This window comes from Chryseobacterium cupriresistens (assembly GCF_046614675.1).
In the GTDB taxonomy this organism is placed as follows: Bacteria; Bacteroidota; Bacteroidia; order Flavobacteriales; family Weeksellaceae; genus Chryseobacterium; species Chryseobacterium cupriresistens.
This window is the reverse complement of sequence record NZ_JBKKJT010000001.1, coordinates 1081615-1093586: the sequence shown is the minus strand read 5'-3', so window position 1 is coordinate 1093586 and position 11972 is coordinate 1081615. Positions and strand designations below refer to the sequence as shown.

At 37.4% G+C, this 11972-nt stretch carries 12 protein-coding genes; 8 read left to right on the top strand and 4 right to left on the bottom strand.

The features are described 5' to 3' along the window. Positions 1-172 precede the first annotated feature (172 nt). A complete protein-coding gene (locus ACLI50_RS05060; RefSeq protein WP_395973354.1) occupies positions 173-2326 on the top strand; it encodes an alkaline phosphatase PhoX in 2154 nt (717 codons plus the stop codon). A gap of 57 nt (positions 2327-2383) precedes the next feature. After that, a complete protein-coding gene (locus ACLI50_RS05055) occupies positions 2384-3283 on the top strand; it encodes a leucine-rich repeat domain-containing protein (protein WP_411413292.1) in 900 nt (299 codons plus the stop codon). Between the two features lie 2 nt (positions 3284-3285). Here ACLI50_RS05055 and ACLI50_RS05050 read toward each other — a convergent pair whose 3' ends face one another. Further along, positions 3286-3609 (bottom strand): translation initiation factor, encoded by a 324-nt coding sequence (locus ACLI50_RS05050; protein ID WP_002979957.1) that lies wholly within the window; start codon positions 3607-3609, stop codon positions 3286-3288. Positions 3610-3768: 159 nt separating this feature from the next. On the opposite strand from ACLI50_RS05050, the gene ACLI50_RS05045 reads away from it, so the two are divergent. From ACLI50_RS05045 to ACLI50_RS05020, 6 genes are all read left to right on the top strand, one after another. Then, positions 3769-4698: a DUF2268 domain-containing putative Zn-dependent protease gene (locus tag ACLI50_RS05045; RefSeq protein WP_343643088.1), complete on the top strand. Its 930-nt coding sequence runs from the start codon at positions 3769-3771 to the stop codon at positions 4696-4698. 182 nt (positions 4699-4880) lie between these two features. Then, complete coding sequence (gene gpmI / locus ACLI50_RS05040) at positions 4881-6422, top strand: 2,3-bisphosphoglycerate-independent phosphoglycerate mutase (RefSeq protein ID WP_227941400.1); 1542 nt, start codon at positions 4881-4883, stop codon at positions 6420-6422. 150 nt (positions 6423-6572) lie between these two features. After that, a complete protein-coding gene (locus ACLI50_RS05035; RefSeq protein WP_110008663.1) occupies positions 6573-7550 on the top strand; it encodes an acyl-ACP desaturase in 978 nt (325 codons plus the stop codon). Positions 7551-7647: 97 nt separating this feature from the next. Further along, positions 7648-8079: a BT0820 family HAD-type phosphatase gene (locus tag ACLI50_RS05030; protein WP_062670258.1), complete on the top strand. Its 432-nt coding sequence runs from the start codon at positions 7648-7650 to the stop codon at positions 8077-8079. A gap of 86 nt (positions 8080-8165) precedes the next feature. After that, positions 8166-8975 (top strand): type I methionyl aminopeptidase, encoded by an 810-nt coding sequence (map, locus tag ACLI50_RS05025; RefSeq protein WP_411413291.1) that lies wholly within the window; start codon positions 8166-8168, stop codon positions 8973-8975. Beyond that, positions 8975-9742 (top strand): class I SAM-dependent methyltransferase, encoded by a 768-nt coding sequence (locus tag ACLI50_RS05020; RefSeq protein WP_202842650.1) that lies wholly within the window; start codon positions 8975-8977, stop codon positions 9740-9742. The genes map and ACLI50_RS05020 overlap by 1 nt, the downstream gene beginning before the upstream one ends. Positions 9743-9798: 56 nt before the next feature. Here ACLI50_RS05020 and ACLI50_RS05015 read toward each other — a convergent pair whose 3' ends face one another. The 3 genes from ACLI50_RS05015 to ACLI50_RS05005 all read right to left on the bottom strand — a co-directional run bounded on the left by ACLI50_RS05015 (position 9799) and on the right by ACLI50_RS05005 (position 11807). Next, positions 9799-10512 (bottom strand): T9SS type A sorting domain-containing protein, encoded by a 714-nt coding sequence (locus tag ACLI50_RS05015; RefSeq protein ID WP_411413290.1) that lies wholly within the window; start codon positions 10510-10512, stop codon positions 9799-9801. Between the two features lie 150 nt (positions 10513-10662). Further along, positions 10663-10995, bottom strand: a complete 333-nt coding sequence (locus ACLI50_RS05010; RefSeq protein ID WP_202842646.1) for a DMT family transporter — start codon at positions 10993-10995, stop codon at positions 10663-10665. A 248-nt stretch (positions 10996-11243) separates the two neighbouring features. Further along, the gene (locus tag ACLI50_RS05005; protein ID WP_343643090.1) at positions 11244-11807 is read right to left on the bottom strand and encodes a Crp/Fnr family transcriptional regulator; all 564 of its coding nucleotides are present in this window, start codon (positions 11805-11807) and stop codon (positions 11244-11246) included. Positions 11808-11972 lie beyond the last annotated feature (165 nt).

The window sequence follows — 11972 nt, the reverse complement described above, 5'->3', positions numbered from 1 at the left end:
ACTTGTGTTCCGAAAAAAAGGTTGGGACCTTATGCTTTTGTAACAAAAAATTAATCCACTTAACATTAGGTTTTTGATAAGTTAATATTCGATGATTTAGATTTAAAATCCTATTAACAGAGAAAAAGCGCTAAAAAAATAGTTTTGCAAGGTCTAATAAATCAAATAAAAAATGAAGAAAAAACTACTAGCAGTGGGAGCTTTGGCTATACTGGCCAGTTCTGGTCTTCAGGCGCAGACCTTGATATTCAATAAGAATGCGTCATGGAGCTATAAAGATAACAACCAGGCGCAGCCAGCCGGTTGGAATGCCCAAACCTATGATATTTCAACATGGGCAGTAGGAAACGGTCCGTTGGGATATGGAGATCCTGTAACTACTACCATCAATTCAGGGCTTACTACAGCCTATTTTGCTAAAGATTTTACGGTAGATCTTTCAACGCTTTCCGATACTATAGAGTTTGGTGTGATGAGAGATGATGGTATTATTGTATACCTTAACGGAGAAGAAGTTGTAAGAGATAATATGCCTGCAGGTGCTGTTACATTCAATACTTTCTCCAGTACTACTATTGATGGGGCAGCAGAGAGTGTTTATAACATTTTTTCAATTCCGAAATCAAAATTTGTAAACGGTGTTAACAGATTTTCTATTGAATTACATAACAGAAGTACAACCAGTTCAGACTTAAGAATTGATGCTTATCTGAAAACGACTACCAATACAACTATTCCTGTAGCTTGTAACGGAACGCATATCAGTTGTTTTACTTCAATTGTTCCTACAGCACAAACCAATAAGTTAATTATTCCTGCTGAACACAAATACCAGCTTATTTTAAAAGAAGGAGACAGCTATACCGAAGGCGGAGGATTGGTAGGAGGTCAGAATGACTTTACCGGTTATGTTCCAAAAACAGGAAGCAGTACCAACGGATACCTTTCTGTCAATCATGAAACGAATCCCGGAGGAGTTACCATGGCAGAAATCAACTATAACGCGACTTCAAAACTTTGGCAGCTGACAAAATCAAGAGCGGTAAGTTTCTCAGATCCAAGTTTGGTACAGACGATCAGGAACTGTTCCGGAGGAGTTACGCCGTGGGGAACTATAGTCACTGCAGAAGAATCTGTAACTTCCAATGATGTGAACAATGACGGTTATAAAGATTATGGCTGGCTGGTAGAGATTGATCCTGCTACTGCTCAGGTTATATCTAAAAACCCTAACGGGACAAAAGGTAAGCTTTGGCAGATGGGAATCATGAACCACGAGAACGTGGTGATCAATAATGCGGGAACTATAGCATATTATGGAGAAGACGGTGGAACTCACTTGGTGTACAAATATGTAATGGATACTCCTAATGATCTCTCTTCAGGAAACCTTTATGTATTAAAACTGGATCAGGGATTAACGGCTGCAGGAGATCCGGTAGGAACTACAGCGACATGGATTCAGGTTCCGAATAAAGAAAAAGCAGATCAGAATAATACCAATACCAATGCTCTGACTTTGGGAGGAACAAAATTTAATGGAGTAGAGGATGTTGATATCAGCCCGCTGGATGGTAAAATCTATTTTACAGCCAAAGGATTAGACAGAGTATATCGTCTGCAGGATAACGGAACAACGGCTTCTCAGGTAGAAACATTTGTAGGTGGAAGTTCTTCTGTATATTCTTTCAATACCGCTCAGGGAATGAAATCTGAAGCCTGGGGAGATGGAAATGACAACCTTACTTTTGATGAACTCGGAAACCTTTGGGTACTTCAGGACGGAGGTAAAAACTATATCTGGGTCATTGCTCCGGATCATACGCAGGCCAATCCGAAAGTAAGACTATTTGCTTCTATGCCGGCTGGTTCGGAACCTACAGGATTGACATTTACTCCTGATCACAAATTCGGTTTCTTCTCTATCCAGCATCCGGATTCTACGATTTCTACAGATGTAGATGCTACAGGAAATACGATTGATTACAGAGGGAAATCAGCAACAATTGTTATTGCCCTTAAAAATAATCTTGGAACTGAAGGAACTTTAGGAACTATTGATACCAAAATTGAAGAGAATACAGTAACGGTAGCACCGAACCCAACTTCAGGAGTGGTAAAAATCAATTCTGTAAAAGGATTGAAAGATATTTCTGTAACAGCTTACAGCATGGACGGGAAAATCGTTTACACGAAGAAATTCAACGGAACCAATAAAGCATTGGATCTTGATTTCACACAACAGTTGGAAGGATCACGAGTTTTAGTTTTAAATATTGAAGCTGAAGGAGGATTCCAGAAAACAGTTAAACTTGTAAAGAAATAAATTATTTATAATTCTTGTCTGTCGGCAGCTTTGGTTGCTGGCAGACCTTTTATTTTTATGAAAAAGCTTTTCTTATTGATTTCCGTCATCTCACTTTCTCAGATCAAAGCACAGATTGATCCGGTGAAATATCCTACATTTACCAATATTGAAGATGCTTTAAAAAGTAAAAAAGCGGTTTACAGTATAAGTTTCAGAGAAAAAGGTCTTTTTAATCTTCCTCCTCAGATTGTAAAACTGGATTCATTATTCTTTTTGAATATTATGGCGAATAAGCTTGAGAAAATGGATCAGGAACTTTTTGCTTTAAAAGAACTGGAAATTTTAAATGTGAATGAAAACAGCATTAAATTTATTCCTGATGAGGTAAGCAATCTGAAGAAACTGACTACTTTTTCAATGAATCTGAATAGCCTCACAAGCATTAATCCTAATCTTGCAAAGCTTCAGAACCTAAAAGTGGTACATTTTGATGCTAATAATCTAAATATATTTCCCGAAGCCCTTATGGAAATTCCCGCGTTGGAAGAAATCAACCTTCAGGGAAACCAGATAAGTTTTATTGCAGACAAACTGGATCAGATCAAAAATCTGAAATTTCTCAACCTTTCAAATAACCAGATCAATGATCTTGGAAATCTGTCTTTTCCGGAAAATTTAAAATATCTTGAACTGCAGCAGAATGCTATTATGAGGCTTCCGGAAAACCTTTTTAAAGCAAAGAAGCTTGAATTTCTGAATGTAAGCGGAAATCATATCACAGAAATATCGCCCAAAGTAAAAGGGCTGAAAAATATCGTCAGCATGAATCTGGCCAATAATGATCTGAAAGACATTCCTGTAGAAATCAAACAGCTTAAAAATCTGAAAACATTGATTCTTACAGGAAATCCTATAGACAAATCTAAAATTGAAAACTTAAAAACCTTACTGCCGGAAACCCAGATCTATTTCTAGAACTATCCGCCAACACGTTTGGTTTTATATCCCATTTCTTTAAGGATATTCATGATTTTATCACGGTTATCTCCTTGAATGATAATCGTACCATCCTTCTCAGAGCCGCCTATACCCAAGGTGGTTTTTATTTTCTTTGAGATTTTTTTCAGGTCTTCCTCGCTGCCTTCCCAGCCTTCAACAATCGTTACAGGCTTACCGTTTCTTCCTTTTTTCTCAAATTTGCATACCAATGGCTCTTTCTGCTTGAATTCTTCTTCAGGCATCTCAAAATCCTGCTCTTCATGATCAGGAAAAAGATTCTTCAATTGATCTCGTAAATCCATACCGCAAAATTAAAAAGAATTAGCGATTAATGAACTGAAATAATCAACGAAATTTTAATTTTTCAACCCTGTCAGGTTCAAACCTTGACAGCGTTTATTTCTATTCTGTATAAGTTTTTATATTTTTAGCCGTTTGATAAGATATCTTTAAAAACTAATATGAAAACCAGATATATTTTTACATGTCTTCTTTTAGCCTCCGGAATTGCAAAAGCACAGACAGGTTTCTCCACTGATCCATTGAACGCTGTATTTGAAACCAGAGATACAGACCGGTTCTGGAAAGCATTCGATAAAATGGAGGCTTCAAAAGAAAATCCTTTTAGAGATTATATCAGTAACGGATCTCCGGGCGTAAAAGGTTTTATGGAATACCGCATAATCAATGCTGATTCGTTATATACAATGGTAAAAAAGAGAAAAGAAGATTATCTTAAAAGCCGGAATGTTCTGTCAGGAATCAATCAAAAAGAAAAAAGAATCAGAGCGGTGTACAGCGCATTGAAATACTGGTATCCGCAGGCAAAATTTCCACCCATATATTTTGTATACGGAAGATTTAATACGGGAGGAACATTTTCTAAAGACGGCATTATGATCGGTACCGAAACTCTTCAGAATCTGGATGGAATTGCAGGACTTGTTTCACATGAGACGATTCACTTTCAACAGGATATCAAAGGAACTGATAACCTTTTAAAATACACATTAAGCGAAGGTAGTGCTGATTTTATCAGTGAGCTGGTGTCCGGAGAAAGCCATAACAGCCCGTTTTATCAATATGGAGAGGCCCATTCTGATCAATTATACAAAGAATTTGTAACGGTACTCAAGAAAAATGATCCTACAGACTGGCTTTACGGAACCAGCAAAAAAGACAACAGACCGAACGATCTGGGCTACTGGATTGGGTATAAGATTTCTGAGGCATATTTTAATAAACAGTCAGATAAGCATAAAGCTATTGACGATATCTTACATATTCAGAATCCTCTTCTGTTTCTTAAAGAGAGTGGCCTTTTGGATCGGTATATCAGAGAATATGTGAAGCAAAATAATAGCAGTTTTGAAGATTTTTTTAAAGAATAAAATGGAATACTGCTGGCAATTTAAAAGTTCATCATTACACGAACCGTGTCAGGTTTTAAACCTTGACACGGTTAAAATTTCAAAATTAATTGACTAATCATCAGCAGTCCATAAAATTCAAGACTTCAAATTCTTCTATTCATAGGAAATTAGGTAAATTTGTCTAACAAAAGTTTTACAAAATGTCGAAAAAAGCAATACTGGCCATTCTTGACGGATGGGGATTGGGAACAAACCCAAACGTTTCTGCAATAGATAAAGCAAATACACCATTCATAGACAGCTGTTACCAGAAATTTCCACATACCACCCTTGAAGCAAGCGGGCTGGCGGTAGGTTTACCAGCCGGACAGATGGGAAATTCTGAAGTAGGACACATGAACCTGGGAGCCGGAAGAGTAGTATACCAAAACCTGGTAAAACTAAATATGGCCGTCGAAAACGGAACACTGGGTCAGGAAAAAGTGATTCAGGACGCCTTTGAATACGCAAAAAAAGAAAATAAAAAAGTACATTTCATCGGGCTGGTTTCCAATGGAGGTGTACACTCACATATCAATCACTTAAAAGGATTACTGACCGCTGCTAAAGAATTCGGTTTAAATGAGAATGTTTTTGTTCACGCATTTACCGACGGTAGAGACTGCGATCCGCATTCCGGATTAGGATTTATCGATGAACTACAGAAGCATATGGAAGCAACTACCGGAAAGCTGGCAACAGTGGTAGGAAGATACTATGCCATGGACAGAGATAAAAGATGGGAGCGTGTAAAATTAGCGTACGGTGCCCTTGTGGAAGGGATCGGAGAACAGACAACGGATGCTTTGGCAACAATCAAGATGTATTATGATAATAATGTAACCGATGAGTTCCTGAAGCCTATTATTTTAATGAATACTACTGCTACAGGAAATGTAGTACCGGTAGCAAGAATCATTGAAGATGATGTGGTGATCTGCTTCAATTTCCGTACAGACAGAGGAAGAGAAATTACAGAAGTTCTTTCCCAGAAAGATTTCCCGGAATTTGGAATGAAGAAACTGAACCTGTATTACATCACATTGACCAACTATGATAAAACCTTCCAGAATGTGCAGGTTGTTTTTGATGAAAACGTACTGACGGAAACCATGGGTGAAATTCTCGAGAAAAATGGAAAAACCCAGATCAGAATTGCAGAAACAGAAAAATATCCTCACGTTACTTTCTTCTTCTCAGGAGGAAGGGAAGAGGAATTTGCAGGAGAAAGAAGACTGCTTTGCCCAAGCCCGAAAGATGTTCCTACTTATGACCTGAAACCGGAAATGTCAGCATATGATATCACCAATGCTATCGTACCTGAACTGGAGCAGGGAACTGCTGATTTTGTCTGCTTAAATTTTGCCAATACAGATATGGTTGGGCACACAGGTGTTTTTGAAGCTGCCGTAAAAGCTGCTGAGGTGGTAGATCAGTGTATTGAAAAAGTAGCTACAGCTGCCTATGAAAACGGATATGCTGTTTTCATTCTTGCCGATCACGGAAACTCAGATGTAATGATCAATCCGGACGGAACTCCAAATACCCAGCACTCTACGAACCTGGTTCCTTTTATCGTGATGGATAAAGACCATACATGGAACCTGAAGCCAGGAAAACTGGGCGATGTAGCCCCTACAATCCTTAAAGTAATGGGCGTTGAAATACCAGATGCAATGACTGGAGAAGTTTTGGTTAATTAATATTCAATAATATTGTTAAAAAAATGCCGTTATGCTTTTGTAGCGGCATTTTTTTTATGATTTATATCAGATAAAGTATGCAAGTCATACTTTATTATGCGTTAAATAATAAATAAATCATATCTTTGTAAATTAAAACTGAATAGTAAAATGTATCAAAAGCTTGTTAGGAAAGAAGTAATGGGATTATTGGAAAAGGAAGTAGGTTCTTTTCTTGATAAATTTTTAACGCCAATTGAAAAAATATGGCAGCCTTCCGATTATTTACCAGATCCTTCAAGTGAAGAATTTAAACACGACTTAGAAGAAATTCAGACTTTTGCCCGCGAAATGCCTTATGATCTTTTTGTAACATTGATTGGTGACTGTATCACGGAAGAGGCACTTCCATCTTATGAGTCTTGGTTAATGGGCGTTGACGGAATCAATCAGGAAGAAAAAGTAGGCTGGGCCAACTGGGTAAGAGCGTGGACCGCTGAGGAAAACAGACACGGAGATTTATTAAACAAATATCTTTATCTGTGCGGAAGAGTAAACATGAGAGAAGTGGAAATCACTACCCAATACCTGATTAATGACGGATTCGATCTGGGAACAAGTATGGACCCATACAGAAACTTCATTTATACGAGTTTCCAGGAAACGGCTACTAATATTTCTCACAGAAGAGTAGGAACATTGGCTAAACAATCCGGAAATGGAAAATTGGCAAAAATGTGTGGTGTGATTGCTGCAGATGAAGCAAGACACGCTAAAGCATACAAACATTTCGTAGCAAAAATCCTTGAAGTAGACCCTTCGGAAATGATTCTTGCGTTTGAAGATATGATGCGTAAAAAAATTGTAATGCCTGCTCACTTAATGAGACAGTCAGGACAAAAAGCAGGTGAACTTTGGGGGCATTTCTCAGATGCTGCACAAAGATGTATGGTGTACACAGGCCAGGATTATATCAACATTATGAAAGACCTTTTAGATGAATGGAAAATTGAGCACGTAAAAGGACTTACAGAAAAAGCTGAAAAAGCTCAGGAATACCTGATGAAGCTTCCTGCAAGGCTGCAGAAGATCACAGACAGAGTTTCTACTCCCGATCTTCAGTTCCAGTTTAGCTGGGTAAAAAGCTAATACGATCTTTATTATTATTAAAATATAAAAGTATTGAGTGCCTTTCTTTTTGGCACTCTTTTTATTTCTTATCTTTGCAAAGCTAAAAAAAGACAAAATGTTAAATAATAAAAAGATTGCTGTTGACTTTGACGGGACTATTGTTGACGATGCTTACCCGGCAATTGGAAAACCGAAAACTTTTGCATTCGAAACTTTGAAAAGACTTCAGTCTGAAGGATTCAGATTGATACTTTGGACATACAGACACGGAAAAACATTAGATGAAGCGGTAGAATTCTGCAAAAAAAACGGAATAGAATTTTATGCTGTGAACTCAAGCTTTGAAGGAGAAGTTTTTGATCCTGAAAATCAGTCCAGAAAATTAGATGCAGACTGGTTTATCGATGACAGAAATTTAGGAGGATTCCCGGGATGGGGTGAAATCTATAACATCATTCAGGAAAGAATAGAATTCCGTGTGGAAGGAAAAGAAGTTCTTGCCTATTCAAAACTTAAAAAAGAAAAGAAAAAAGGACTTTTCTGGTAGAATAAAACAATTTAAATTTAACAGTGTACCAATTTACCAATCCATATTGTTACACTGATCTATTAATACATTGGTAAATTAATACAATGATTCAATTAAAAACGATAGACGAATTACGTCTGATGAAGGAGAGTGCCCGACTGGTTTCTAAAACATTGGGAATGTTGGCAAAAGAAATTAAACCGGGGATTACTACCTTATATTTAGATAAACTGGCTCATGATTTTATTAAAGATCATGGTGCTGAACCTGCATTTTTAGGCTACGGAGGATTTCCGAATTCTCTCTGTATCTCTCCCAATGAGCAGGTTGTTCATGGTTTCCCAAACAATGATGTGGTAAAAGAAGGAGATGTTCTTTCTGTAGACTGTGGAGTTATTTTGAACGGTTTTGTAGGAGATCATGCCTATACTTTTGAAATCGGGGAAGTAAAGCCTGAGATCAAAAAATTACTGCAGGTTACCAAAGAATCTCTTTACAAAGGGATTGAGCAGTGTATCAGAGGAAAGAGGATCGGAGATATCTCCCATGCGATTCAGGCACATTGTGAAAAAGAAGGATATGGAGTGGTAAGAGAACTTGTAGGCCATGGATTAGGCAGAAAAATGCACGAAGATCCACAGGTTCCGAACTATGGAAGACAGGGAAGCGGAAAAGTTATTAAAGACGGTTTAGCAATTGCTATTGAACCGATGGTGAACATGGGAACCGAAAAAGTGAAGTTCCATAACGACGGCTGGACGGTAACAACGTTAGATAACATGCCATCTGCTCACTTCGAACATGATGTAGCAGTGATCAATGGTAAGCCGGTATTGCTTTCAACATTTGATTATGTATATGAAGCTTTAGGGATTGTAAGTGATGAAGAAAAGCAGTTCCAACTGGATTTTTAATGAAGAAGGTAACTAAGCTTTTACTGAATAAAATTCCACGTCCTATGCTTATTAAAATGAGCATCTGGGCTAGACCGCTTATTTATCAGTTTTTCAAAGGAGATCAGTTTTTAGATCCCATTGACGGAAGATCCTACAGAAAATTCCTTCCGTACGGATATGGAAAACAAAGAGAAAATGCACTCTCTCCGGGAACGTTAAGCTTGGAAAGACACCGCCAGATGTGGCTGTACCTTCAGAACGAAACCGATTTTTTTATTAAAAATTATAAAGTTCTGCATATCGCTCCTGAACAGGAATTTTTAAGAAAATTCAAGAGAATGAGCAACCTGAATTATATATCGGCAGACTTATATTCTCCGATTGTAGATGTGAAAGCTGATATTCTGGATTTGCCTTTTGAAAATGACAGCTTTGACATTGTTTTCTGTAACCATGTTCTGGAACATATTGAAGACGATGCAAAAGCAATGAGCGAGCTATACAGGGTAATGAAACCCGGCGGATGGGGAATTCTTCAGGTTCCGATGAAAAACTCACTGGAGAAAACCTATGAAGATTTTACCATTAAAGATCCAAAGGAACGTCAGAAGCATTTCGGGCAGTATGATCACGTTCGTTGGTACGGAATGGATTATTTCGACCGTTTAAGAAAAGCTGGCTTTGAAATAGAACCCAACTTCTATTCACAGAAATTCTCTGAAGAAGAAATAAAAAAGTACGGGTTAAGACATAACGAAATCTTACCGGTAGTTTATAAAAAATAAAATAAAAACCCGTTTCAACTTTTGAAACGGGTTTTGTATAATTGAAAAGTCAGTTGTTATTCTTTGACAAAAGGATATGACTTATAATTTTCTATCTTGATCATATATTGTCCTTTCTGTAAACTGCTTGTATCAATTGACGTTTTGCTGCCGTTAGTTGTCGTTTCTGATACCAGTTTTCCTGACAGATCGTAGATCTTAAGAGAAAGGTTTCTCTCAATATTTTCAAGATGTAAAATCTCTTTTACAGGATTTGGATATGCTTTAAACGTTTTTGCAACGGCATCAGTTTCTTTCGTACTCATTTGTGCAGTATTATTGTTGTAGTAGACCTTATTTCCTGAAGGATCCGTTATTATCAGCGTTTTGAGGCTGCCATTTGTAATAATCTGATAGCTGTATATAGATGCATAGGCTCCCGATACGTAAGTGTCACAGTTTTTCTGATCGTAGGCCCGAACGGCTGGAGCATTTCCGCCATTATAAAACAAAAGAGTACACGAGCTGGTTGTTTTGAGAAGATTGTTACTTCCAGGCATAACTCCGAAACTCATCATAGACGTATTATAATATCTGGAATTAATAACATAGCTTGTACCTCCTGCCGAATTAAATGTAGTAGCAGGCACTCCATTATCTATTAAAGGGGTGTTGGTGGTCTGGCCGCTACTGGTCACCATTTTGGAAATATACCAATTATTGGAAAGCAGTTCAGAAGTTTGCTGGGCAGTCAGTAAACCACCTGCTAAAAGGAATAGAATTTTTTTCATAGGTTAAAAGTTTCCGGTAAAGATATAAAAAGAATTACTTACTGTTTGCTCTTTTATAAGGATCATCAAGATGAAAATTAAGACAAACAAAAACCGCCTTCATGACGAAGACGGCCCATTTTTAAATATTGATAGAAGTTTATGCGCTTTCTAGTGTGATGAAGATACAGCCTTTAATCCTACCACAGAACCGATAAGTGTTACAATAAAAAATACCCTCCAAAAACTTACAGGATCCTTAAAAAAGATAATTCCCATTAAGGCAGTTCCCACTGCTCCGATGCCTGTCCATACTGCATAAGCAGTCCCGATAGGCAGCGTTTGAGTTGCTTTAATCAGCAAAAGCATACTGATCGTCATGGTGATCAGAAATCCCGCATACCACAGGTACATTTCAGTTCCTGACGTTTCCTTTGCCTTTCCCAGACATGATGCGAAGGCAACTTCAAATAATCCTGCGATAACTAATAGTAACCAATTCATTTTTTAAATTTTTCTACTGCAAAGTTCAGAATTTGACAGGAGAAAAAATTTTACAATTGTTAAAAAATAAAAGCAAGCTGGAAGCTGGAGGATTTGAATAGTAAGCTGCAAGAAAAAAGAAAAGATTGCCTCATATCAATAGGAGCGGACTTTAGTCCGCTTATAATATAAAAAATCATTCCGTTGGCTTTAACCAAAACATAAGAATATTTAAATCTTTCAATTCTTAAATCTTTGAATCTTTAAATTTATTTAATCTCCCCCCTGATTCTACTTAAACTCACCTGCGTAATCCCCAGATAAGACGCAATATAACCCAGCTGTACTCTTTTAAGAAGCTCAGGCTGATAGGTCATAATATCTTTGTAGCGTTCCAAAGAAGTTTTGAACTGTCTTGAAATAATCAGTTCTTCGGATTTTATCATTTCTGCTTCAGCAAGCTTTCGCCCCCAGTTGGCAATATGAATATCTTCATTGAACAGTTTTCTGAGGCTTTCCGTTTCCATTCGATAGAGGTCGCAGTCTTCCAGAAGCTCGATGCTCTCGTAGCCGGGCCGGTCTTCCACATAGCTTTTCATTGAAAGAATGCATTGACCTTCACTTCCGAACCAGAAGGTAATATCATTGTCAGCTGTTGAAGAATAGGCTCTCGCAATACCTTTTCGTATAAAATAAAGATAAGGAATCACTTTGTCGGCTTCCATCAGACAAAATCCTTTAGGATAGGAAACTTCAGTAATATGCTCTTTTAAGCTGTTTTTTGATGCTTCAGGAAGAAGGTAAACCTTATCAAGAATCTGGTCTATATTCATAAAGATGAATTCTAATATTCAAAAATATCAGTTTTAAGTAATGCAATACAAAATTATCCCTTAATTTTTGTCAGAAATCTTGTAATGATTACGATCAAAATTCTTCCTGATTCAGTATTTTTACTGTCAAAAATTCAAAGAATTTTTTGATGGGGTGGTTATCTC

Excerpts from the sequence above, each read along its gene's own strand:
- ACLI50_RS05030 (WP_062670258.1), top strand. The coding sequence starts at position 7,648 with ATGTTAAATAATAAAAAGATTGCTGTTGACTTTGACGGGACTATTGTT.
- ACLI50_RS05045 (WP_343643088.1), top strand. The coding sequence starts at position 3,769 with ATGAAAACCAGATATATTTTTACATGTCTTCTTTTAGCCTCCGGAATT.
- ACLI50_RS05015 (WP_411413290.1), bottom strand. The coding sequence starts at position 10,512 with ATGAAAAAAATTCTATTCCTTTTAGCAGGTGGTTTACTGACTGCCCAG.
- ACLI50_RS05020 (WP_202842650.1), top strand. The coding sequence starts at position 8,975 with ATGAAGAAGGTAACTAAGCTTTTACTGAATAAAATTCCACGTCCTATG.
- ACLI50_RS05055 (WP_411413292.1), top strand. The coding sequence starts at position 2,384 with ATGAAAAAGCTTTTCTTATTGATTTCCGTCATCTCACTTTCTCAGATC.
- gpmI (WP_227941400.1), top strand. The coding sequence starts at position 4,881 with ATGTCGAAAAAAGCAATACTGGCCATTCTTGACGGATGGGGATTGGGA.
- ACLI50_RS05005 (WP_343643090.1), bottom strand. The coding sequence starts at position 11,807 with ATGAATATAGACCAGATTCTTGATAAGGTTTACCTTCTTCCTGAAGCA.
- ACLI50_RS05050 (WP_002979957.1), bottom strand. The coding sequence starts at position 3,609 with ATGGATTTACGAGATCAATTGAAGAATCTTTTTCCTGATCATGAAGAG.
- ACLI50_RS05060 (WP_395973354.1), top strand. The coding sequence starts at position 173 with ATGAAGAAAAAACTACTAGCAGTGGGAGCTTTGGCTATACTGGCCAGT.
- ACLI50_RS05035 (WP_110008663.1), top strand. The coding sequence starts at position 6,573 with ATGTATCAAAAGCTTGTTAGGAAAGAAGTAATGGGATTATTGGAAAAG.
- map (WP_411413291.1), top strand. The coding sequence starts at position 8,166 with ATGATTCAATTAAAAACGATAGACGAATTACGTCTGATGAAGGAGAGT.
- ACLI50_RS05010 (WP_202842646.1), bottom strand. The coding sequence starts at position 10,995 with ATGAATTGGTTACTATTAGTTATCGCAGGATTATTTGAAGTTGCCTTC.